General features: G+C 36.1%; 23 protein-coding genes. 13 read left to right on the plus strand and 10 right to left on the minus strand.

Features of this window, described 5'->3' with window-relative positions:
• Positions 1-117: 117 nt before the first annotated feature.
• The 3 genes from U6A24_RS08180 to der all read left to right on the plus strand — a co-directional run bounded on the left by U6A24_RS08180 (position 118) and on the right by der (position 5,876).
• On the plus strand, positions 118-2,595 hold the full coding sequence (locus U6A24_RS08180; RefSeq protein ID WP_324179457.1) for a hypothetical protein: 2,478 nt from the start codon (positions 118-120) through the stop codon (positions 2,593-2,595).
• Between the two features lie 182 nt (positions 2,596-2,777).
• Entirely contained in the window at positions 2,778-4,313 is a 1,536-nt protein-coding gene (locus U6A24_RS08185; RefSeq protein WP_324179458.1) for a choice-of-anchor I family protein, read from the plus strand.
• A gap of 255 nt (positions 4,314-4,568) precedes the next feature.
• Complete coding sequence (gene der / locus U6A24_RS08190; RefSeq protein ID WP_324179459.1) at positions 4,569-5,876, plus strand: ribosome biogenesis GTPase Der; 1,308 nt, start codon at positions 4,569-4,571, stop codon at positions 5,874-5,876.
• 142 nt (positions 5,877-6,018) lie between these two features.
• Here the strand turns inward: der and U6A24_RS08195 are convergent, their stop codons facing one another.
• From U6A24_RS08195 to U6A24_RS08230, 8 genes are all read right to left on the minus strand, one after another.
• Positions 6,019-6,174: a hypothetical protein gene (locus U6A24_RS08195; RefSeq protein WP_324179460.1), complete on the minus strand. Its 156-nt coding sequence runs from the start codon at positions 6,172-6,174 to the stop codon at positions 6,019-6,021.
• 293 nt (positions 6,175-6,467) lie between these two features.
• Positions 6,468-6,944: a VOC family protein gene (locus tag U6A24_RS08200; RefSeq protein WP_324179461.1), complete on the minus strand. Its 477-nt coding sequence runs from the start codon at positions 6,942-6,944 to the stop codon at positions 6,468-6,470.
• A 55-nt stretch (positions 6,945-6,999) separates the two neighbouring features.
• Positions 7,000-7,803 carry a TPM domain-containing protein gene (locus U6A24_RS08205; protein ID WP_324179462.1) on the minus strand — a complete coding sequence of 268 codons (804 nt, stop codon included), beginning with the start codon at positions 7,801-7,803 and terminating at the stop codon, positions 7,000-7,002.
• The gene (locus tag U6A24_RS08210) at positions 7,804-8,241 is read right to left on the minus strand and encodes a TPM domain-containing protein (RefSeq protein WP_324179463.1); all 438 of its coding nucleotides are present in this window, start codon (positions 8,239-8,241) and stop codon (positions 7,804-7,806) included.
• The gene (locus U6A24_RS08215; RefSeq protein WP_324179464.1) at positions 8,241-8,843 is read right to left on the minus strand and encodes a LemA family protein; all 603 of its coding nucleotides are present in this window, start codon (positions 8,841-8,843) and stop codon (positions 8,241-8,243) included. The genes U6A24_RS08210 and U6A24_RS08215 overlap by 1 nt, the downstream gene beginning before the upstream one ends.
• A 94-nt stretch (positions 8,844-8,937) precedes the next feature.
• Positions 8,938-9,267: a MerR family transcriptional regulator gene (locus tag U6A24_RS08220; protein ID WP_324179465.1), complete on the minus strand. Its 330-nt coding sequence runs from the start codon at positions 9,265-9,267 to the stop codon at positions 8,938-8,940.
• A gap of 2 nt (positions 9,268-9,269) precedes the next feature.
• On the minus strand, positions 9,270-10,376 hold the full coding sequence (locus U6A24_RS08225; protein ID WP_324179466.1) for a CapA family protein: 1,107 nt from the start codon (positions 10,374-10,376) through the stop codon (positions 9,270-9,272).
• Positions 10,377-10,382: 6 nt separating this feature from the next.
• On the minus strand, positions 10,383-11,360 hold the full coding sequence (locus tag U6A24_RS08230; protein WP_324179467.1) for a M23 family metallopeptidase: 978 nt from the start codon (positions 11,358-11,360) through the stop codon (positions 10,383-10,385).
• Between the two features lie 199 nt (positions 11,361-11,559).
• Between U6A24_RS08230 and alaS the strand changes: the two genes are divergently transcribed.
• Positions 11,560-14,193, plus strand: coding sequence for an alanine--tRNA ligase (gene alaS / locus U6A24_RS08235; RefSeq protein ID WP_324179468.1), 2,634 nt, complete (start codon positions 11,560-11,562; stop codon positions 14,191-14,193).
• Between the two features lie 50 nt (positions 14,194-14,243).
• Positions 14,244-15,191 carry a GSCFA domain-containing protein gene (locus U6A24_RS08240; protein WP_324179469.1) on the plus strand — a complete coding sequence of 316 codons (948 nt, stop codon included), beginning with the start codon at positions 14,244-14,246 and terminating at the stop codon, positions 15,189-15,191.
• Here U6A24_RS08240 and U6A24_RS08245 read toward each other — a convergent pair whose 3' ends face one another.
• Positions 15,192-16,952, minus strand: a complete 1,761-nt coding sequence (locus U6A24_RS08245; protein ID WP_324179470.1) for an aromatic amino acid hydroxylase — start codon at positions 16,950-16,952, stop codon at positions 15,192-15,194.
• Between the two features lie 109 nt (positions 16,953-17,061).
• On the opposite strand from U6A24_RS08245, the gene U6A24_RS08250 reads away from it, so the two are divergent.
• Complete coding sequence (locus U6A24_RS08250) at positions 17,062-18,717, plus strand: trypsin-like peptidase domain-containing protein (RefSeq protein ID WP_324179471.1); 1,656 nt, start codon at positions 17,062-17,064, stop codon at positions 18,715-18,717.
• 15 nt (positions 18,718-18,732) lie between these two features.
• On the opposite strand, the gene U6A24_RS08255 is transcribed toward U6A24_RS08250, so the two are convergent.
• Positions 18,733-19,164, minus strand: coding sequence for an META domain-containing protein (locus U6A24_RS08255; protein ID WP_324179472.1), 432 nt, complete (start codon positions 19,162-19,164; stop codon positions 18,733-18,735).
• 135 nt (positions 19,165-19,299) lie between these two features.
• On the opposite strand from U6A24_RS08255, the gene U6A24_RS08260 reads away from it, so the two are divergent.
• From U6A24_RS08260 to U6A24_RS08290, 7 genes are all read left to right on the plus strand, one after another.
• Positions 19,300-19,869 carry a TetR/AcrR family transcriptional regulator gene (locus tag U6A24_RS08260; protein ID WP_324179473.1) on the plus strand — a complete coding sequence of 190 codons (570 nt, stop codon included), beginning with the start codon at positions 19,300-19,302 and terminating at the stop codon, positions 19,867-19,869.
• Positions 19,870-19,970: 101 nt separating this feature from the next.
• Positions 19,971-21,044: a 1,2-phenylacetyl-CoA epoxidase subunit PaaE gene (gene paaE / locus U6A24_RS08265; RefSeq protein WP_324179474.1), complete on the plus strand. Its 1,074-nt coding sequence runs from the start codon at positions 19,971-19,973 to the stop codon at positions 21,042-21,044.
• 12 nt (positions 21,045-21,056) lie between these two features.
• Complete coding sequence (gene paaA / locus U6A24_RS08270; protein ID WP_324179475.1) at positions 21,057-22,013, plus strand: 1,2-phenylacetyl-CoA epoxidase subunit PaaA; 957 nt, start codon at positions 21,057-21,059, stop codon at positions 22,011-22,013.
• A gap of 10 nt (positions 22,014-22,023) precedes the next feature.
• Positions 22,024-22,308, plus strand: coding sequence for a 1,2-phenylacetyl-CoA epoxidase subunit PaaB (gene paaB / locus U6A24_RS08275; RefSeq protein ID WP_324179476.1), 285 nt, complete (start codon positions 22,024-22,026; stop codon positions 22,306-22,308).
• A gap of 73 nt (positions 22,309-22,381) precedes the next feature.
• Positions 22,382-23,137 (plus strand): 1,2-phenylacetyl-CoA epoxidase subunit PaaC, encoded by a 756-nt coding sequence (gene paaC / locus U6A24_RS08280; RefSeq protein ID WP_324179477.1) that lies wholly within the window; start codon positions 22,382-22,384, stop codon positions 23,135-23,137.
• 51 nt (positions 23,138-23,188) lie between these two features.
• Entirely contained in the window at positions 23,189-23,692 is a 504-nt protein-coding gene (paaD, locus tag U6A24_RS08285) for a 1,2-phenylacetyl-CoA epoxidase subunit PaaD (protein ID WP_324179478.1), read from the plus strand.
• A 6-nt stretch (positions 23,693-23,698) separates the two neighbouring features.
• Positions 23,699-24,478, plus strand: coding sequence for an enoyl-CoA hydratase-related protein (locus tag U6A24_RS08290; protein ID WP_324179479.1), 780 nt, complete (start codon positions 23,699-23,701; stop codon positions 24,476-24,478).
• Positions 24,479-24,500 lie beyond the last annotated feature (22 nt).

A 24,500-nucleotide genomic window follows, 5' to 3' on the forward strand; every position in this document is an offset into this window, starting at 1 on the left:
AATATCAATCTTTAGGTCATACTTTTGTCTTATAACTAAAGTAGATTTGAATTTTTTAACGATTTAAAACCCAAAGTAAACCAATTCATTTTTATGGATTTTAAAAACAACAACCAAATGTCAAAACTTAAGCGTAAATTTAGTTTGTACAATCAAAAAGCTGGTGGCGTCGAGTTGCCTTTTAAACTTTTTGGATGTTTAATGATTATTTTCATGTTTTCTTCTGGTTTTACCACAGAAATAAATGAAAACTCTTTCTCGTTAGAGAGCAATATATGTACCGTGTCCGTTGATGCGGGTCCAGATCAGGCTGTATGTAATACTGATCAGGTTACTTTGACGGCCTTAGTTTCTGGGCAATCAGAATGCGTTGATTGTACCGAGGAGTATGAAGTAAAAGATACATACAGATGTGGAAAAGACCTTTATTATGTATTGTGGCTGAAAAACGATGCAAAAGATGAAGTAAGAAGATTTTCAAATGTAGATCTTCAATGGGATGAGCTTGCCGATGGAACTGCAACATTAAAAGGTAAGGTTGTCGATAATGATGATCCTCAGATTGTATTAGAAGTAGATGTGACATACTCTGGTAGAACTGTGACTGCACCTTCGGGAAGTCCAAAAGAACATTTTTGTAATACTGAGAATGCAGACGGATGGATTTACTATACGGATGTAACAGGAAGTGTTAATGAAATAGGTGGCCCTTTGTCATTTACAATAACTAGAAAAGGTCCAGCGTTTCAATTAGGTAATGGTGCCAATGTAACCGAAGATGAAGCTGGAAGATATGGAGCTTCAGGTTGGTTTGATACATCAACTAATTGCGAATACAATAGAGGAGATTTTAATTTTAACTTAGATTGTATTACTTCTACTACAAATGAAGTTAGCTATGAGTGGTCCACAGGAGAAACTACGCCATCGATTACTGTGACACAAGGTGGTACATATACTGTTACCGTTAAAGATTGTTCAGACTGTGTAACTTCAGATTCTGTAGAAGTTACATTTGATACTCTTACAGTTGATGCTGGAGATGATCAGTCAATTTGTACTGGAGACTCTGCAACATTAACCGCTACTGAAGGTGATTCATACTTATGGTCAACAGGAGAAGAAACACAATCTATAGTCGTTTCACCATCTGCTACGACAGAATATTCTGTAACTGTAGTAAAAGGAAGTTGTGAAGATTCAGATAATGTTACAGTATTTGTTGAAACTGTAGAAGCTTCTGCAGGAGATGATCAATCAATCTGTATTGGTGATTCTGCTACCCTTACAGCAACCGGAGGAGATTCATACCTATGGTCAACAGGAGAAGAAACAGCTTCTATTAGCGTATCACCGGAGACTACTACAGAATATACTGTTGTTGTTAGGAAAGGCGCTTGCGAAGATGAAGATGTAGTGACGGTAGCTGTAAACTCAGTAACGGCAAATGCGGGACAAGATCAATCAATCTGTATTGGTGATTCGGCTACCCTTACAGCAACCGGAGGAGATTCATACTTATGGTCAACAGGAGAAGAAACAGCTTCTATTAGCGTATCACCGGAGACCACCACAGAATATACTGTTGTTGTTAGGAAAGGTGTTTGTGAAGATGAGGATGTAGTGACGGTAGCTGTAAACTCAGTAACTGCAAATGCCGGAGAAGATCAATCAATTTGTGTTGGTGATTCGGCTACCCTTACAGCAACCGGAGGAGATTCATACTTATGGTCAACAGGAGAAGAGACAGCTTCTATTATTGTATCACCCGAGACTACAACAGAATATACTGTTATTGTTAGAAATGAAGCTTGTGAAGCAACAGACGCGGTGACGGTGACGGTAAACTCAGTAACTGCAAATGCAGGAGAAGATGTAAGCATTACACAAGGAGATTCTGTAACCTTAACAGCAACTGGAGGAGATACCTATATATGGTCAACCGGAGAAGAAACACAATCAATAACAGTTAGTCCAGAAACTACTACCGAGTATTCTGTGACAGCTTTCAAAGATGGTTGCGAAGGGTCTGATAGTGTAATTGTAACTGTAGAAGCTGGTTGTCCAGTTATAGCAGATGCTGGTCCTGATGTAACTGTATGTCAAGGTGAATCTGTAACCCTTACTGCTTCAGGAGGAGATTCATATGTTTGGAGTAATCCATTTGGTGTCTTAGGAACAACTCAAAGTATAACGATAACACCTTCACCGATTTTTGGTAACGAATATACTGTAACCGTTTCAAAAGACGGTTGTGCAGAATCAGATACAGATACGGTTATTGTAACCATTGAAGATTGTACCGATCCAAACGAAAAAATAGCATCAGTATATCCTACTTTGGTGAAGTCTGGTACCAAGTTAAATCTTGATCTTAATGTTGAGAGAAGACAATATGTTAGAATTTCATTACATGATTTAAGTGGTGGTAATATGAGTCCGGTTATTACGAAACTTGTAGAGCCAAATACCAAAACTTTAGATGTTGATTTCTCTAAAATCTCACAATTATCTTCTGGAATCTACGTGGTTAGAATTATGGGAGAAGGTTGGTCAAGAATGGAAAAAATAGTTATTAGTAATAGAGATAACTAAGATATATTTTAATTAGATATTGAAAAACCTGGTAATCGAAAATTGCCAGGTTTTTTTATTTAGATAGCGATAATTTAATATGCCAAGGTGACTTAGTTTGAATTATTTTATGATTGCTTAACAATAAGGAGATTTTGGATGTTGAGATTTGTGAATCTAATCACACAAAAACAACATGAATAATGAAAATCTTCAACAAATCAGTTATTTTTTTGGCTGCCATTTTAGGAACTTTTAGTTCTTGTGACTTAGACGACTATAGTGGTGGTGGCGGAAGCGCTAATCTAAAGTTTACCAAAATAGGAGGATTTATAAACGGATCAGGAGATGAAGGGTTTGCAGAAATCTCTGCATTTGACCCTTCTACTAATAAGCTGTTTGTGGTCAATCCAAAAGAGATCGAACTTTCTGTATGGGATCTGTCAAACCCAAGTGCGCCAGTTCACGGGACTGATATATCTTTAACAGGTAATCCTAATAGTGTTGCCGTAAATAAAGGGGTTGTAGCCGTGGCCTTAGAAAATTCTTCTAACAAACAGGCCAATGGAACCATTGCTCTATACGATACAGATAGCCAGGCTTTACTTAGTACTTATGAGGCAGGTGCATTGCCAGATATGATAACTTTTAGTCCAAATGGTCGATATATTGTAGTTGCCAATGAAGGAGAGCCTAATGATCTTTATACCGTCGACCCAGAGGGATCGGTAACAATTATAGAGGCAGAAACAGGTCAGGTTTCAAATCTTGGTTTCACTTCATTCGAAGGAAGAGTAATAGGGAATGGTTTTAGAGTATTTGGACCTAATGCCACTTTTGCACAAGATGTAGAGCCCGAATATGTAGCGGTTTCTAGTGATTCGAAATTTGCATATATCACTCTACAGGAAAATAACGGAATTGCCATTGTTAACTTGGCTTCCAAAACAATTGTTGATGTAGTTGGTTTGGGAGTAAAAGACTATTCAGAGCCAAATAACCAAATTGATGCTAGTGACAAGGATAATATTGTCGGGAATTTTCAAAACTGGCCTGTGTTTGGGTTTTATCATCCTGATGCAATAGCGTTTGCAAAAATTAGTGGAGGTAAGTACTTAATAACTGCCAATGAAGGTGACGCAAGAGATTATGGTGGTTTTTCTGAAGAAGATAGAGTAAAAGACCTTCTTTTGGACCCAAATGCTTTTCCCGATGCTGAAACGTTACAATTAGAAAAGAATTTAGGAAGATTAAAAACTACCACCGCCAATGGCGATACTGATGGAGATGGGGATTATGATGAAATTTATGTGTATGGTGGTAGATCATTTTCGATCTGGTCTATTTCTGGCGGGTTAATCTACGATAGCGGAGATGAGATTGGTAAAACAGTTTTTGACTTGGATGCAACAGCTTTCAACAATAATGAAGGAAGCGAAGCAGATAAAAGATCCGATGATAAAGGGGCCGAGCCTGAAGCCGTAACTACTTTGAAAGTAGGCAGCAAAACATTACTTTTTGTTGGACTAGAGAGAACAGGTGGCATTATGGTGTATGATATTACGAATCCTGCTAGCCCAGTATTTGTAGAATGGCTAAGAGATGCTGAAGATATTTCTCCAGAAGGTCTAGTAGTTGTTAAAGCCGACGATAGCCCAACAGGAAAATCTTTAATCATTATTACTCATGAAGTATCTAATTCTATAGCTATCTATGAGGTTAATAAGACAGATTCCTAAAAAGAATAAAATGTAGATGACAACATCCATAAAAACTTTGTTGTTTTACAGTAACCTAGTTAATAGGAATACTTGGTATCTTTGATATAAGTAATTATTTCACTGACTGACTATCAATTATGAAAAGTCCCTAAGGTCTTAAATGTTTGGCCTTGGGGCTTTTTATTTTAGGTCTATTACAATCATATATAAACATTTATAGTGTGGGTCAAATAAAAAGTCTAATTTTGCACAAATTTTAAGAACTAGATTTCGATGAGCAGTATTGTGGCAATTGTAGGGCGACCTAATGTAGGAAAATCAACTTTCTTTAATCGTTTGATTCAAAGAAGAGAGGCTATCGTTGATGCGGTAAGTGGTGTTACCCGTGATCGCCATTATGGAAAAAGTGATTGGAACGGAGTGGAATTTTCATTAATTGATACTGGAGGCTATGTAGTAGGTAGTGATGACATCTTTGAAGCCGAAATTGATAAACAAGTAGAATTGGCAATCGATGAAGCCGATGCTATTATTTTTATGGTCGATGTAGAGTCTGGAGTAACCGGAATGGATGAAGATGTCGCTAAGCTATTGCGTAAAGTAGATAAACCTGTATTCTTGGTAGTAAATAAGGTCGATAATGCTAAGAGAGCCACAGATGCCGTTGAATTTTATAGTTTGGGTCTTGGAGAATATTACACTATCGCCAGTATAAACGGAAGTGGTACAGGCGAGCTTTTAGATGCCCTGGTTAAAGAACTACCCGAAAAAGAGGAGCGAGAAGAAGATGAACTACCTCGATTTGCCGTGGTAGGGAGACCTAATGCGGGCAAATCTTCATTTATTAATGCATTAATTGGTGAAGAACGATATATTGTAACCGATATAGCCGGAACCACACGAGATGCGATCGATACCAAATACAATCGTTTCGGTTTTGAGTTTAATCTTGTAGATACTGCCGGAATACGTCGTAAATCAAAAGTAAAAGAAGATCTCGAATTCTATTCTGTAATGAGATCCGTGAGGGCTATCGAACATTGTGATGTATGTTTATTGGTATTGGATGCAACACGTGGATTTGATGGTCAGGTGCAAAATATCTTCTGGCTGGCAGAACGTAATCGTAAAGGAATCGTTATTCTGGTAAATAAGTGGGATCTTATTGAAAATAAAGAAAGCAATACCCTTAAAGATTTCGAAAAATACATCCGCAAACAAATAGAGCCTTTTACCGATGTGCCTATTGTATTTATCTCTACATTAACCAAGCAACGTATTTATAAAGCGATAGAAACGGCGGTAGAAGTATACAAAAACAGATCAAAAAAGATCAAAACCAGTGAGCTTAATGATGTGCTATTGCCAATTATTGAACATAATCCGCCACCAGCTTACAAAGGAAAATATGTAAAGATAAAATACATTACACAATTACCTACGCCACAACCTCAGTTTGCATTTTTCTGTAACTTACCACAGTACATTAGAGACCCTTACAAACGTTTTATTGAAAATCAACTGCGTAAGGAATTTGATTTTCACGGAGTACCTATCTCGGTATATTTTAGGAAGAAATAGTAGTTGAGATAATCTAGACTTTTTAGAACAAAATAAAAAACCGCCAAGCTTATCCATTAAGTTTGGCGGTTTTGTAATTGTTGGTATTTTGACGTGATTATTTATCAAAGTCAAAATACGTTACCTAAAGTTTACTTTAAATTTAGTAACACTGTAGGTTTCCACATTGACTATGTAAAGCCGTTTGAGTACACGTAGGTGTACACGTATAATGTTGCCCTCCTTTAATTGCTTTTTGACCTAATTTTGAAATAGTCTGCTTGTCTAGATTCAATTTTATTTCTCTAGTTTTTTTCATAATTAAAATGATTTGTGCCTACATTTTATAAAGGTTTTCGGCTATACCTTATCACTGTTGAATAAGGACAAGTTATATAACATTCTAAAAGATGAAAAGATAGATTACCCTAATTTGTACAATTTAGGGTGGTTTAATTATGTATCAATAAACAAATAAGAATAAAAGCTAGACTAATAATAGTTTAGTCTTTTATCATTTGTATTTATTCTCTTTAAGAAGTTTGGGAAATATTTACACAGAACTAGTAGAAGTGATTCGCAGTACGTTGTTTGTTTAAGATCATAAGATTACTACTTTTCGAATATTTGGATTCTATTACCATCTGGATCTTTTATGATAAGCATTTTTTTTCCAGTTAGATGGTCGGTTACTATATCTCCGTTAAATTCTACATTTGATTTCTTTAAGAAATCGATCCACTTTTCAAATTCTGGGACAAAAAAACCAAACTTAAAGAAACCTTTTATTTTGGTTTTTTTTGGAAAATTTTTAAGTAATTTCTTATGAGAAACTGCCGATCCTAATTCTATTAATTCTATCAAAATGCTACTCCGTTTTAAATTGGCTTGTTTTAGATTTCTTTCTGGTAAATCTACTTTGTTTAGAATTTCAAACCCTAAAATCTCAGAATACCAATTAATCGATTGTTCAATATCTTCAACAATAACAGCAAAGAAATTGGCTTCGAGGTCAGGTAGAGGGGAGCTCTGACAAAAACTTGCAGATGCATTTAAAAACAGTGTAAAGAGAATTATAGTTTGTTTCATTCCTCTAAAAATATGAATAATTATCTTGGTATTTTTATATACAGAATAGAATCAATTACCAACTTCCTCCGGCACCACCACCACCAAAGCCACCACCACCAAAGCCGCCACCAAAACCGCCGCTGGATCCTCCTCCAAAACTTCCACCACCGTAGCTTCCACGGCCCATATTGCTTAAAATAATAACGTCTAGTAGACTGCCGCTTCCCGATCTTCTGCCTCGATTTCCCCTGCCTCCATTACCATGGTTACTCTTAGAAAAGGCTTTTATAATAATGATAAAAAAGATAATCAAAAAAATAATTTGACCAATAGGAATGTCTTTAGGGGCTTTTTTTCGGCTTCCTTTAAAAGTGCCTTGTAGCACTTCAAAAATGGCATTGGTACCTTGATCGAGCCCACTATAGAATCTTCCTAATTTAAACTCGGGAGTTATAATTTGATCAATAATCGTTTTAGAAACAAAATCGGTAAGCTTTTCTTCAACTCCATAACCAGTTGCGATCCATATTTTACGATCATTTTTGGCAACGAGAATAAAAACCCCGTTATCTTCTTTTTCTTGTCCTATTCCCCATTTATGGGCCCATTCTGCAGCATATAATCCTATATTTTCACCTTGTAAAGAAGTTATGGTAGCTACCACAACTTGGGTAGATGTGGTATCAGAATATCGAATTAGTTTTTGTTCTAATCTTTTAGCTTCAGAACCAGATAGCATACTAGCATCATCATAAACCGCAGTTTGCTCTTTTGGTTTTGCAGGGATATCCCTTTGTGCGAAGGTTTGCGGTATCGAGATAAAAAATATGCCAATCAAAAAGAATGAGGATAGTATGTGCTGTGTTGTATTTTTCATTTACCCTTTAGATATTTCATCTGATAATTCATTTGAGCCATTATGATCCCAGGGAAAATATTTTTGCAATTGTTCTCCTGCCATAAGAACACCATCAATTAATCCTTGTGTGAAATCACCTTTTTTAAACTGGTTTAAGATTGCATCTTTGGTGCTTTCCCAAAAATCATTAGCAACTACATCATTAATGCCTTTGTCCCCGTAAATAGCAAATCTATGGTCTTCTACAGCTACATAAATCAAAACACCATTACGCTGTATGGTGTTATCCATTTTTAAAAAGTGAAAAACCTCTTTGGTACGGGTCAAGACATCTAGATCGGTGTGCTTTTCGATATGAACACGAATTTCACCCGAAGTCGTTTTTTCAGCTTGTCGTATAGCAGCAACTATTTGCTGTTCTTGTTCTTGGGTGAGAAAATCTTCAACTTTTGACATTACTTAAAATCAAAATCTACATCTGGCGCTTTTTCTGCACCTTCATCGGCCTTAAACCTAGCCATTTCATCAAAACTTCCAAACATTCCAAGAATTAAGTTATTAGGGAATACTTTTATGTATTTATTGTATTTTCCAACGGTTTCATTGTAACGATTTCGTTCTACATTAATTCGATTTTCGGTTCCTTCAAGCTGGGTTTGCAGATTTAAGAAATTTTGATTGGCTTTTAAATCAGGATATCGCTCTACGGTCACCAATAATCTGGATAAAGCAGAGGATAATCCACTTTGCGCCTGTTGGAATTGTGCCATTTGATCTGCGGTGATATTACTAGGGTCAATATTTACTGAAGTGGCTTTTGATCTAGCTTCGATTACTTCTTTTAAGGTAGAGCGTTCAAAATCAGCCGCACCTTGAACGGTTTTTACCAGATTTCCGATAAGATCGCTTCGTCTTTGGTAGGCACTTTCTACATTTGACCAAGCTGTTTTGGCGTCTTCCTGAAGTATTATAGCATTGTTATACCTTCCAGCAAATAAACCATATAAACCGCCAATTATAACAATAAGAACGATTATAGGAATTAAAATCTTTTTCATTTAATATGTGGTTATTTTCAGATTATTCTATTTGATTAGTCTACAATTATCGAATTTTGTTTCAATATTGAAGTGAAATTTTAAGAAAGTGAGGCTATAACTGCTCCTTAATTTTAAGTAGTTGTCCTTTAATAGATTCAAGCTTTCGAATAATGTCAAAGCTATCTAAAGCTTCTTGTTTTTGCTCTTTAAGACGAATTTTGGCTCCTTCGAGGGTAAATCCACGTTCTTTTACCAAATGATAAATCAATTCGAGATTTTTGATATCTTCTGGAGTGAATTTTCGATTTCCTTTGGCATTTTTCTTGGGTTTCAGGATGTCAAATTCTTTTTCCCAAAAACGAATTAATGAAGTGTTTACGTTAAACGCTTCTGCCACCTCGCCTATGCCATAGTACATTTTTTTTGGTAAGTCTACATACATAATTACTGTTTTTGTTGTGTAAAACTTCCGTCTTTTTCAAAAATCAGTTTGCTTTCCGGGAAATCTTCATTGGTTAATTTTTCAATTTCCTTTAGCGCACCTTTTTTGTTATCCATAAAAGGATAAACCTCGTCTATTTGCTTAGCAGAATGGAGCTTTCCTTTAATAAAGTTTCCTTCAAGGTCAATGTTTATTTCGGCGATGGGGGCATATCCTTTGATTCCGTCCAGATTAAACCTGGAATACGTACAAAAATTACCTAAACTATAGGCTATGAATTTGTTTTTATAAACTTCAAACGCTCTTGAAACATGTGGGCCATGACCAATTACGATATCCGCTCCTGCATCAATCATAGTATGAGCAAATAAATATACATTACCACGATCTTCACCATAAAAACGCTCTGTTTTTCTGGTTACATGTGTATGTTTAAAACCTTCGGCTCCACCATGAAAAGAAACAATCACTATATCTGCTTTTTCTTTAAGTTCGGTTACGATTTGTTTTGCATTTGTTAAGTTATGAATTTTTACGCAATCTTTATTGGGTGCAAAAGCACAAAATCCATATTTAATACCATCTTTTTCAAAAATTGTAGCGGGTTGTGCAAATACTCCGGCATAAGCGATATTATGTTTTTCTAAGGTTTTAGAGGTGTTTTTGATTCCAATATCACCAAAATCACCGATGTGATTATTGGCAATACTCATAACGTCAAACCCACTTTCTTCAAGATATCTACCATAGGATTCAGGAGAGCGAAATGAGTAGCATTTTGATGGATCAGAACATCTTTTCGCATTTTCACCTTCATCGGTAAGCGTACCTTCCAAATTTCCAAATAAGATATCCGCTTGAGTTAAAATGTCGTTTACATCATCAAAAGGCCCCTTGCCGGCTGGAGGAAGATAGCTATCATTCGGAAAATTGGTTCCCATCATGATATCTCCGACGGCCATGATTTTTATTTCGCTAGGTCTTGAAAGCTTTTCTTGAACATCCTTAACCAGAACGTACATAGAATCGATTACTTCTTTTGAATATTTTTGGGCATGAACAGAGGCACTGAAACCAAAAATGATAACAATAAGAAATAGTTTACGCATTGAGAATTAGTCTAAAGATTCGTTGACAAGATTAGATGCTTTGAGCATTTTATCAAATTCTTCAGGAGTTAAGCTTCCATAGTAAAAGTTCCTTGGATTAATTTTTTTACCATCCTTGAAAATTTCATAATGCAGGTGCGGTGCCACAGAGCGCCCAGTGCTACCTACATATCCGATAATATCTCCTCGGTTTACTTTTTGGCCTTTCTTAACGTTGTATTTGCTTAGATGTGCATATAAGCTTACATAGTTGAATCCATGATCAATACGAATATGTCTTCCGTATCCCGTAGAGTTTGCATCGGCACGTGTAACTACCCCATTTCCAGATGCATAGATAGGAGTACCTGTTGCAGCAGAAAAATCCATCCCGTAGTGAAATTTTCTAGCCTTGGTAAACGGATCACTTCTCCATCCGTAACCAGACGCCATTCTTTTTAGATCAGAATTTTTAATAGGTTGGATGGCGGGAATAGTGGCAAGTAGTTCTTCTTTTTGTTCGGCAAGAGCAGCAATTTCGTCAAGAGATTTTGATTGTACTACAATTTGTTTGGTCAGCTTATCTATTCTTTCGCTACTTTCTATAATCATTTTAGAGTTGTCAAACCCTTCCAGATTTCTGTAACGATTTACCCCTCCAAATCCAGCATTACGCAACTCTTCAGGTATGGGGTTTGCTCCAAAATAGAGACGATAAATATTGTCATCTCGTTCTGCGATCTCCCTTAAAATGTTTTCGTCACGTTCTAACCTCTTATTCATTAGATCGTATTGCAGTTGCATATTTTCAAGTTCTCTTCGATATGCCTTTTCTTTGGGTGTTTCTAGTTGAGGGATATTTAAATAGATAAGAAGGAGTACAAAACCAGCTAAAAATGCACCGATTACTCCCAATGCTGCGATACCAAATTTACGCCCTTTCTTTTGCTCTATTCTGCGATAAGAAAGCGTGTCACTATCATAGTAATATTTAACCTTTGACATAATCTAAAATATGCTATTTTTGCAGGATATCAACCAAAAAAGTCTTGTTTTATAGCAAGACTAGGCAACAAATATAGTAAAATGTTGCAAAGTGTAGAAAAAACTGACAAATATCGGAACTGTGTTGATAGGTTTATTTGACTTTATAAGTACTGATTGTTAGTGTAATATGTAATTTTTTTGAATAAATAGTAAGCTTGTGAAATCCCAGGAAATCAGAAATCAATTTTTAGAGTTTTTTAAATCCAAAAAACATCAAATCGTAGCATCTGCACCGATGGTCATCAAAGATGACCCTACATTGATGTTCACAAATGCCGGGATGAACCAGTTTAAAGAGTTCTTTTTAGGTAATGGAACTCCAAAAAGTAATCGTATTGCAGATACCCAAAAATGTTTACGAGTAAGTGGTAAACACAATGATTTGGAAGAAGTGGGTATGGATACATATCACCATACGATGTTCGAAATGCTAGGGAACTGGAGTTTTGGAGATTACTTTAAAAAAGAAGCTATTGAGTGGGCATGGGAGTTGCTTACAGAAGTATACGGAATCAACAAAGACATTTTATATGTCTCGGTTTTTGAAGGTGCCAAAGATGAAAATCTCGAAATGGATCAAGAAGCTTATGATCTTTGGAAAGAAATTGTTCCCGAAGATCGAATCATTATGGGTAACAAGAAAGATAATTTCTGGGAAATGGGAGATCAGGGACCTTGTGGTCCTTGTTCCGAAATTCATGTCGATATCCGTTCTGAAGAAGAAAAGGCAAAAACTCCTGGCCGAGATTTGGTTAACGCAGATCATCCTCAAGTAGTAGAGATCTGGAACCTCGTATTTATGCAGTATAATCGAAAAGCGAATGGCTCTTTAGAGAAACTACCCGCACAACATGTAGATACTGGTATGGGATTCGAGCGTTTGTGTATGGTATTGCAGGGGGTTAAATCCAATTATGATACCGATGTTTTTACTCCGTTAATTCGAGAAATTGAAACGATTACCAACTCAACCTATGATAAAGATAGCCTTCCAACTGAAGAAAAAGGTAAGGTTAGTGTAGCTATTCGAGTGATTGGTGATCATGTTAGGGCAGTCTCCTTTTCTATTGCCGATGGACAATTGCCAAGCAATACAGGTGCAGGATATGTAATTAGAAGAATTCTGCGCAGAGCAATACGATATGGGTTTACTTTTCTCGATACCAAAGAGCCTTTTATCTATAAATTAGTGGATACACTAGTAAAGCAAATGGGTGCGGCATTTCCAGAGTTGAAAGCTCAAAAAAACCTTATTAGCAATGTCATCAAAGAGGAAGAGCAATCCTTTTTGAGAACCTTGGATCAGGGATTGGCACTTTTGGATAGTGTTATTAAAAATACCAAAGGGAAAGTAGTTTCAGGAGAAAAAGCTTTTGAATTATACGATACCTATGGTTTTCCTATTGATCTTACTGCTTTGATTCTGAGTGAGCAAGGGTATGAGTTAGATGAAAAAGGCTTTGCAACTGAACTTCAGAAACAAAAAGAAAGATCAAGGGCAGCTTCTCAAGTTTCAACAGGTGATTGGGAAGAGTTAACAAAAGACACTTCTGAAGGATTTATCGGGTATGATAACCTTGCTGCTGCTGTAAAAATCACTAGATACCGAAAAGTTAGTAGTAAAAAAGAAGGAAAATTATATCAATTGGTTTTCGATAAAACCCCTTTTTATCCAGAAGGAGGAGGGCAAGTAGGGGATAAAGGATATCTCGAATCAGATAATGGAGATGTGATATATGTCATTGATACCAAAAAAGAAAATAATCTGATAGTTCATTTTTCCAAGACGCTACCAAAAAAGATAGAAGGAAAGTTTAGAGCGGTAGTAGATGGAAAACAAAGGGCTAGAACTGCTTCAAATCATACGGCTACGCATCTTCTTCATCAGGCACTTCGTTCTATTTTGGGAACACACGTAGAGCAAAAAGGATCTATGGTGCATAGTGGTAATTTACGATTTGATTTTTCTCACTTCTCTAAGGTTAGTGGTGAAGAATTAAAAGAAGTAGAGGATTTTGTAAATGCTAGGATTCGAGAGAATCTTCCTTTGGAGGAAAGAAGGGGTATCTCGTATGATCAGGCAATTTCAGAAGGTGCAATAGCACTTTTTGGAGAAAAGTATGGAGACTCGGTGAGAGCGATTCGTTTTGGTGAGTCTATGGAATTGTGTGGAGGAACTCACGTACAGAATACACGAGATATTTGGCACTTTAAAATAACTTCAGAAAGTGCAATTGCCGCTGGAGTGAGACGTATAGAGGCGATTACAAGTGATGCAGCAAAAGAATATTTTACTTCTCAGTCTGAAGCGTATAATGAAGTGAAATCAGTGCTTAAGAATGCAAAAGATCCGGTAAAAGCTATTACATCGTTACAAGAAGAAAACACAAGCCTTAAAAAACAAATTGAAGCACTTCTTAAAGACAAGGCTAAAAGTTTGAAAGGAGATATCAAATCTGAGTTTGAAGAAATAGCAGGAGTGAACTTTTTGGCAAAGAAAGTGGATCTTGATGCTGCTGGAATCAAAGATTTATGCTTCGAGTTAGGAGGAGAGATTGAAAACATTTTAGTAGTATTTGGCGCCGAGCAGAACGGAAAGGCATTGTTGTCATGTTATGTGTCCAAAAATCTAGTTGCCGAAAAAGAGTTGAATGCCGGTCAAATAGTACGAGAACTGGGTAAATTTATCCAAGGTGGGGGTGGTGGCCAACCATTCTTTGCGACAGCGGGGGGTAAAAACCCAGCAGGTATAGAAGAGGCTTTAGCTCAAGCAAAACAGTATTTGAATTAAGTATCATAATTGAAAAGCTCATCGGATTTGAGAGCATTGGATGAAGGCCTATGAACCTACAAACCAAAATACCATTATCATCTCAAGAACCTAAGATTGATTATCATTCTGAAGTAATGACGTTGGGGTCTTGTTTTGCAGAAAATGTAGGAGAAAAGTTTAAATATTATCAATTTAGGAATACAGTTAATCCGTTTGGGATTTTGTTTCATCCAAAAGCAATTGAAACCTTTTTATGGATGGCAAGTCAGGATGAGAAATATACTGAAACAGATGTGTTTTATCATAACGAGCGCTGGCATTGTTTTGATGTGCATTCTTCTTTAAGCAATCGAGATAAATATAGCTTGGTTATAGATTTAAATGACAAGTTGTTACTTGCAAAGAAAAAGATTGAAGCAGCCACGCATATTTTTATCACTTTAGGTACTTCATGGGTTTACCGGCTTAAATCTTTGGATATGGTAGTGGCCAATTGTCATAAAATCCCGCAAAAAGAGTTTGATAAAGAGTTGTTGTCTGTAGATGAAATTATACAATGTCTTCAAAATTGTTTGCAACTTATAAAGACCCTAAATTCAACAGCGCAAGTAATTTTTACAGTTTCCCCGGTAAGACACATTAAAGATGGATTTGTAGAGAATAACAGAAGTAAGTCCCATCTTCTTTCGGCAGTATATGAAGTTGTGTCCAAAGTGCAAAATAGCATATATTTTCCTTCATATGAATTGATGATGGATGAACTAAGGGATTATCGATTTTATGGTTCAGATATGATTCATCCTAACGAAATTGCGATACAGTATATCTGGGAACGGTTTTCTGAAATCTGGATTTCTGACTCGGCAAAGAATACCATGAAACGAGTAGAAGAGGTGCAAAAGGGGTTAACTCATAGATCTTTTAACCCCGATAGTAAAGAACATGTTGCTTTTCTTGAAAAATTGACTTTTAAAAAGAAACAATTGCAACAAGAATTCCCATTCATGGATTTCTAGTCAGACTTCAGTATAATTGGTTTTTACTATTTTCAATCCGCTTTCAATAAGATGGCTAATGTTTGGTCTTTCCGTTTTTATGTTCTTCAGGTGATCCAGGATTTTATTAGAAAATGTAGTATCTCGATCATGTACCAATTCATAAATTTCTAAAGGTAATAACCAATCATTTTTGTGATCTGTTCTTAGGATGTCAAAAACCGCTTCAAGCGAAAATTTTGTGTTTTTTCCTTCACGTACATTTCTTACAGATTGATATAGGTCATGTAGTTCTTGCTCTTTTTCAGAATATGTGCGCTTTGCGGTAACCAATTCAGGGTTGTGCGTTACAAGGTCAAACGAATAATCATCTGCAGGACCAGAAAACGCAGAAACAATTTCTTTTCCTACCGCAAAGTCAAAGGTACCCCATTCGGGTTTAAAGAGTAGTTCATCCTTGTATTTTATAGTACATTCACTAAACTGAATTAGAATCAATTCTCCTTGTATATTGCGCATACCAGTAATATTGTTGCCTGCTACAGTAATACCACTTTCAAACTCAAACTCAATATATTCACCATCATAAAAGTTATAAGCTTTTAAGTCTCGGGGAGACATGTTTTCTATAGCAAGGTTGATCCCTTTTAATTTTCCTAATGGAGATCTAAATCCATTTGGGTGAGCATCTATACCGTGTCCAATAAGTTCTTTTTCGCGAAAAGAAAGTGCTGTTGGACCCGTAGTTTCGAAGTAAATAACTTCGTTATCCTCATTTTTTATCATCCTTGTGAAAACTCCAGAAATTTGTAATCCAGTACTTAATTCTATGGTTCCAAGATTTTGGGACTCAATGAGCTTGGCTAGTCCCTTATGTCCTCCTTTTCGTAAAGCCATAGTATCCGCAAATTCTTCCAAAACTTGACATAAATAAGCAAAATCTGGCGTAACAAACAACTGAGGTTGTGGTTTGGTAATATCAAAATCCTGGGAAGCTGCCTCTGGGGAATATGGTAACTTCTTAACCTTATCTGTCATGCACCATTCACTTTCTCCTATAGAGGAAAGTAATCCGGCACCATAAATTTTGGGATCATCAGTGGTTCCAATAAGTCCATACTCTACGGTCCACCAATGTAAATTACGAATTAGTGCCATTTCTGATGGTTCATCCTTTTGATTTTGTAATTCTTCTATTCTTTTTTGAGCATCTTCAATGTCTTTGGGATCCGTATCATGAGCCTCTTTCAGAATAGAAAGCATTCTTACAGCTTCATACATGTCATAATCCTTTTTAGAAGAAATAGCTTTACAACCAATTTTTCCGAAACGACGTAAGTATTCAGCATAATCTGGATTAGCAATAATTGGGGCATGGCCGGCAGCTTCATGAATTATGTCTGGAGCGGGTGTGTATTCAATATTTTCTAATTGTCGTATATCTGATGCTATAACCAAAATATTATAGGCTTGAAACTCCATAAAAGCATTGGGAGGAATAAAACCATCTACGGCAACCGCGGCCCATCCAATTTCTTTTAAAATTCTATTCATTCCATACATACTTGGGATATCATTTATAGAAATACCCGTTTTTTTAAGCCCGTTTAAATAAGAATTATGCGCAACTTGCGTTAAAGAATTGATATTTTTCCTCATTACATACCTCCAAACGGCTTGATCAACTGGAGTGTAGTCATCATAATCTTGAGGTTTTATAAATTGCTTTAGATGTGGCGGTAATTTGTCAATTAATGGATTAGACTCTATATTTAAAGACATGATAAGCCAAATTTTGGTTAAAAGATTTCAAAAATGAAAATTAATAGTTTTATTTTGATATTGAAGTATCTTTGATTGGTTAAATTTGATTCTTTTAAAAGTACAAGTTTTGAAGTATAAGATTTTAATAATGATGTTGCTTTGCGTATTTGTTTCAAGTGCGCAGATTACGAATGTCGGAGAACCAAGAAGCTGGAAGCTTGTAAGTAAAAACGCCATAACCCCAATGGTGATGAAAAATTTCGATCTTAATAAAATTAAGGCCGAAGATGCTGCCAATGATTTGGATAGAACTAAACCATGGAGATTTGGATATGAATTCAAAGTAAATTTAGGGTTAAGTAATGCCGGAGTTTGGGATGATCTGCCTGATGGCAGTCGGATATGGAGACTTAACATAATATCTAAGGGAGCTAAAACAATCAATTTCATTTTTGATACCTATAGATTGCCACGAGGAGCAACTATTTATCTGTATAATAACGACAAGTCGGATGTATTGGGGGCCTATACTAATATTTTTAACAGGCCAGATGAAATGCTTGGAACCTGGCTTGTTGAAGGTGAAAATGTATGGATAGAATATCATGAGCCTTATGCTGTAAGGGGACAAGGAGAATTAAATATTTCAAAAGTAATCCATGGTTATAGATCAGTAACAAGTAAAGATGTGTTTGAAAAATCTTTAGGAGATTCGGGAAGTTGTAACCAAGATGTGGAATGTACGGTAGGTAGAGATTTTGATGTGTTGAAAGATAGATTAAAACATTCTGTTGGATTTATCATAATGCGAGGTTTTGTATGTACGGGTACTTTAATTAATAATACAAATAATGACAAGGCTCCCTATTTTTTAACTGCAAATCATTGTGATGCAGGGGATGAAGCGACGTGGGCATTTCGTTTTAATTGGATAAGTCCTAATCCTTCTTGCGCCACTACCGATAACAGTACAGATGCAACGATTAATCAGACTACCAGTGGAGCCACAGTTAGAGCATCCAACTCGAAGTCAGATATGAAACTACTTAATCTGGATGGTGGTTTAGATGAGTCCTGGGATTTAGAATGGGCTGGTTGGGACCGATCGGGGGAAGCGCCCGATTTTGTTGTGGGTATTCATCATCCCTCTGGAGATATTATGAAAGTTTGTAGAGATGATGGTCCATTAAGTAAAATTACTACACAATTTGAAAATCCCGAGACTGATATGTGGGAAATCACAGAAACAGGTAATGGTTGGGAGTTAGGGGTTACCGAAGGAGGATCTTCGGGATCTGCCCTGTTTGATCAAAACGGCCGAATTATAGGCCAATTAGCCGGTGGTTTTGCGGCATGTGCAGGAACCAATGATAATGGTAGAAATGATCAATATGGTAGGTTCGAGGTGTCATGGGATTTTGGAAATAGGGATAATACCAGGCTTTTGAACTGGTTGGATCCGGCCAGTACCGGAAAAGTTACTTTGGATATGCTTTCTCAAGAACTTACCAATGGAGGAACCCCACCAGTTGAAGAAGAGGAAATAATTGTGTACTATTCGCCTAAAGAAGCAATAATTAACCTTGCCAATGGTGCAAACAAAATTTTAGAGTATATTGTTTTTGACTTGGCAGGTACAGAAATTACTTCGGGCCGTCTTACAAGAAGTGATGAAGTAATTGATATGGGAGATAGGTCTTCCGGAATGTACCTAATTTATATCACTGATACTACAGATGGAAGTTCATTTACAAAAAAAGTGATCATAGATAGAGGGTTCTAGAGAATCTTAATGAAATTAGTCCTTACGTATTCCAGATAATAACTCATTTCCATTGGTATCTTTTAAAGATAAAACCTTACCGGTAATTGTTTTGGTCTTAATCTCGAGTAATGCTTTAAAAAAACCTTGTTCCAAAACCATTTTTTCTTCACAATATATTTTTGATGCTATCGGAAAACCAAGAGAAATTTGATCGTTGACGATGGTGTATTTGCTAGAAAAAGTATTGCACCCAGAGTAGCCCGAAATTAAATTGCGTTCTTCGTCAAATGTTATATATAGTTTTTCTTTGACAACATCTTTTCCGTTTAATGTATTTATATAATACATATTTTTGGCTTCCTGGATACTTGTTTCAATATTCTTGGCAGTTGAAGCATTTTTGTTATTGCAAGTCTTTGTATTGCTAAAAGTTACAGTTAATAATATGATGATAAAGTATTTCATGAATAAAGTATATTTTTTCGAATATAAAGCATTAGTTTAAAGAAGCAAATTAATTATAATTGGGTTTTCGTCCTAAAATCAAGGTTTATAAAAGATTAAAATTTATTTTTGGTAGGGAAATTAAGGAAATCAAATATGAAACCCGAAAGTAGAAAGGAAGAAATTATTAACGCGGCATCTATTCTTTTTAAAGAAAAAGGCTATAGCGCTGTTACGATGAGAGACTTAGCAAAAGCTATGGGAATTAAAGCAGCTAGTCTTTATAATCATATTCAATCTAAACAAGAAATCTTATCAACCATAATAATTGATCTGGCCGAAGAGTTTACTTCTGGGATGAATCAGATTGTAAGTTCTGATAAGAACGCAACAAAAAAAATTGAGAATATTATCGATCTTCATATTGATGTCACGTTACGTAATTCAGATGGGCTAGCTTCCTTAAATAATGATTGGATGCATCTGGAAGAGGAAAATCTTCAATATTTTGAGAAAATGCGTCATGATTATGAAGAAAATTTCAGAAACATAGTAAAAAAAGGTGTGGATCAAGGTGAAATTAAACCTTTTAATATAGAGATTATGGTGTTCTCTACACTGTCTACCTTACGTACTCTTTATTTGTGGTATCCAAAGCAAAGGAACATCGATGCAGATATCCTTAAGCACGATATGATTTCTGTTCTGCTAAAAGGTATTGTTTAAGTAAGTTCGTAGGCTCCCAAAATTAACAAACAATTATTTGTGTATAAAACTAACAATCGTTAGTTTTGTTTGACTATAACGTTGTAGTTAAGCACAAGAATATGACCGATTTTTATTCCATACGAGTTTCTGAAGTATACAAAGAAACCAAGGATTGTACAGCTATTACTTTTGATATTCCTGCAGAATTAAAAGAGAACTTCTCATATATCCAGGGCCAACATCTTACCCTTAAAACATGTATAGATGGAGATGAAGTAAGGCGGTCGTATTCTCTTTGTTCGAGCCCCTTAGAAAATAAATGGCAGGTTGCGGTAAAGAGAATTAACGGAGGTGTGTTTTCAAATTATGCCAATGATGACCTAAAGGTTGGTGATGTTTTGGAAGTAATGCCGCCTGTGGGTAACTTTTTTGTTCAGGTAGTACCATCTAAAGCCAAGAATTATGTCGTTTTTGCTGCCGGAAGTGGGATTACACCGATTTTATCTATAATTAAAACACACTTAGCTTCAGAGCCAGGTAGTACTTTCAAACTGTTTTACTTGAATCGAAACGCTAAATCTATTATCTTTAAGGAAGAGATTGAAGCACTAAGAAATACATATTTTGGAAGATTTGAGATATTTTATTTTTTGACCAAAGAACAACGTGATATTCCCTTGTTAAACGGAAGATTTACTTCAGAAAAAATACAAGAACTTACCAGTAAAGTCTTCAATGTTTCCGAAGTAGATGAATGTTTTATTTGTGGTCCCGAAGAAATGATATTTTTAATTCGGGATGAGTTAGAAAAAGCTGGATTGCCAAAGGATAGAATACATTATGAACTTTTCTTTTCTGGAGTTACCGAAGAGGATAAGAAAAAAGCAGCGGAAGCTTTAGAGCATAAATTTGAAGGAACAGAAGTAACAATTATCGATGGCGGAAAAGAATTTCATTTTGCCATGGATGACGATTATGATAATATATTAGATGGAGCCTTGGCCGCAGGGGCAGATTTGCCTTTTGCATGTAAAGGAGGAGTTTGTAGTACCTGCAAGTGTAAAGTACTTGATGGTGCTGTAGAAATGAAAATAAATTATGCGCTTGAAGAGGATGAAGTAGCCAAAGGCTTGGTATTGTCCTGTCAAGCCGTACCTACTACAGAGAAAGTAGTAGTGGATTTTGATGTTTAAAACTCGAATGCTATGAGTGAAAAAGAAGTAAAGAATTTAGAGGAAATCTTTGAGCAAAAAATTGCCAGAGACGAAAAGATTGAACCCAAGGATTGGATGCCAGAGAAATATAGGCAAACGCATATTCGACAAATATCTCAGCATGCGCATTCAGAAATTGTTGGGATGTTGCCTGAAGGAAATTGGATTACCAGAGCACCATCTTTGCGCCGAAAAGTGGCATTATTGGCCAAAGTGCAAGATGAAGCTGGTCATGGATTATATTTATATAGTGCATGTGAAACATTAGGGATTTCAAGAGACGAATTGTATGATCAATTGCATACTGGTAAGGCTAAATACTCAAGCATATTTAATTATCCAACCATTACTTGGGCAGATATAGGTGCCATCGGTTGGTTGGTTGATGGTGCTGCAATTATTAATCAAGTTCCTCTATGTAGTACTTCTTATGGGCCCTATGCAAGAGCTATGGTTCGTGTGTGTAAAGAAGAAAGTTTTCATCAACGCCAAGGATACGAGATCATGATGACTTTGGCGAAAGGCACACCAGAACAAAAAGAAATGGCTCAGGATGCTCTAAATAGATGGTGGTGGCCTTCATTAATGATGTTAGGACCTACCGATGCAGAATCAGTACATACAGAACAATCTATGAAATGGAAGCTGAAACGTAAAACTAATGATGAACTACGTCAACAGTTTATCGATCAAACCGTTCCGCAAGCAGATTTAATAGGGTTGACGATTCCAGATCCTGATTTAAAATGGAATGCGAAAACAAAGCATTATGATTTTGGAGAGATAGATTGGGATGAATTCTGGCAAGTAGTAAAGGGTCATGGTCCTTGTAACCATGAAAGAATGTCGGCCAGAGTAAATGCCTGGGAAAAAGGAGAGTGGGTTCGAGATGCGGCCATGGCATATGCCAAGAAAAAAGAAGATAAAAAGCTTAAAAAAGCAATTTAAAATATAGGAAATGAAGAATAATTGGCCACTTTGGGAAGTATTTGTTAGAAGTAAAAATGGTTTAGAACATCGTCATTTCGGAAGCTTACACGCTGCAGATGCCGAAATGGCTCTTGAAAATGCACGAGATGTGTATACACGCAGAAATGAAGGAGTAAGTATTTGGGTGGTAGAGTCTAAACATATCACGGCTTCAAATCCTGAAAACAGTGGTGAGCTTTTTGAACCTGCACAAGATAAAATATACAGACATCCAACGTTCTATACGCTGCCGGATGAAGTAAAGCATATGTGATTTGCTTTGTAAATCAGTCCAAGTTAAGTTGAAAGCTGGATAGAATCTACTTAATTAAAGCAAAATTGTAAAAATGAAAAACGAAAACTTAATACAATATATCTACGGCATAGCAGATAATGCATTGATTCTAGGGCAACGCCTGTCAGAATTATGTGGTCATGGGCCCAGTTTGGAGACTGATATCGCTTTAACAAATATGGCACTCGACCTTTTGGGGCAAACCCGAAGTTATTATCAATACGTAGCACAATTGTCTGGCAATGGAAAAACTGAAGATGACATTGCTTTTTTACGAACAGAAAGGCAATATAAAAATGTACTATTAGTAGAACAACCAAATACACATTTTGGTTATGTAATCACAAGGCAGTTTTTTTATGATGTGTTTCATCTACTGTTGTTACAAGAGCTTCAGGATAGTAAGGATGAAACGGTTGCTGCTATTGCAAAAAAGGCAATTAAAGAAGTAAGTTATCACCAAAGGTTTTCTTCAGATTGGATAAAAAGATTAGGAGATGGAACTGAAGAAAGTCACCAAAAAGTACAAGAAGCTGTAAATGACTTGTGGAAATATACTGATGAATTGTTTCATGTTACTACCGATGATATGATGGCTATTGAGTCGGAAATCGGCGTTGATGTTGCAAAACTTAAAGATAAATATTATCAGAGAATTCAAGAAGTGTTAGAAGAAGCTACGCTTGAGGTTCCTGATATCAAATGGTTTCAAAAGGGAGGTAAAGAAGGTATCCATAGTGAACATATGGGGTATTTACTTTCTGATTTGCAATACATGCAACGTACCTATCCTGATATGAAATGGTAATAATTCAAAATAGAATGTCATTCCAGCAAAGGTTGGAATCTATAAAAAGCAATGACAATCGATTTAGAGCAACATATTGATCCGCAGCTAGTACCTATTTTAGAAAAGGTACATGATCCCGAAATTCCCGTACTATCGATTATGGATATGGGAGTAGTGCGATCTGCGCAATGGGTAAATGATGTAGTTGAGATCAAGATTACACCAACATATAGTGGTTGTCCGGCTATGGATGTCATAGGTGATGATATCATTAATGCTTTTGAAAAAGTTGATGTAAAAGCAAAAGTATCCTTGGTATTATCGCCAGCATGGACTACAGATTGGATTACACCAAAAGGGAGAAAAGCTCTTGAAGATTATGGTATTGCGGCTCCTTTAGAAGAAAACGCAGATAAAGAAGCACTACTAGGAAATAAAAAATTAGTGAAATGTACTCACTGTGGCTCTAAGAACACAAAATTGATAAGTCAATTTGGATCAACCGCTTGTAAAGCATTGTTTCAATGTGAAGATTGCTTAGAACCCTTTGATTATTTTAAATGCTTAAAGTAAAATAAAATGCCTTCAATAGAATTAAAGATAGAAAACAATATTGCTAAAATTACCCTTAATCGACCTGAAACCTTTAATAGTTTTAATAGAGAAATGGCTTTGCTTTTGCAAAAAACCTTAGATGATTGTGAAACAAATAGAGAGGTAAGGGCAATCGTATTAACTGGTAGCGGAAAAGCTTTTTGTGCGGGTCAAGATCTTAATGAAGTTACTTCTCCAGAATTAAATCCTGGTTTCAGAAAAATATTAGAAGAGCATTATAATCCAATAGTTGAACGAATACGAGCTATAGAAAAACCTATTGTCTCAGCGGTTAATGGAGTTGCAGCTGGAGCTGGCGCTAATATCGCATTGGCTTGTGATATCGTAGTAGCCGTTGAAGGGGCAAGCTTTATTCAGGCATTTAGTAAAATAGGACTGATTCCAGATAGTGCAGGAACCTTCTTTTTACCAAGATTAATTGGTTTTCAAAAAGCCTCTGCGCTTATGATGCTTGGTGACAAAGTAAGTGCAAAGGAAGCAGAACAATTAGGAATGTTGTACAAGGTATTTTCTTCTGAAACTTTTGAAGAAGAAGTGAATAAGCTTGCGAATCAACTTTCCAAAATGCCAACAAAAGCACTTGGACTAACAAAAAGATTGTTGAATGAGTCTATGACAAATAACCTGGAACAACAATTGGCTATGGAATCTGATTTACAAATCGAAACAGCCGAAAGTGATGACTATCAAGAAGGAGTTAATGCATTTATAGAAAAAAGAAAACCTGTCTTTAAAGGTAAATAAAAATGTACGATTTACGAAGCAT

Source organism: Aquimarina gracilis (assembly GCF_035285365.1).
GTDB lineage: Bacteria > Bacteroidota > Bacteroidia > Flavobacteriales > Flavobacteriaceae > Aquimarina > Aquimarina gracilis.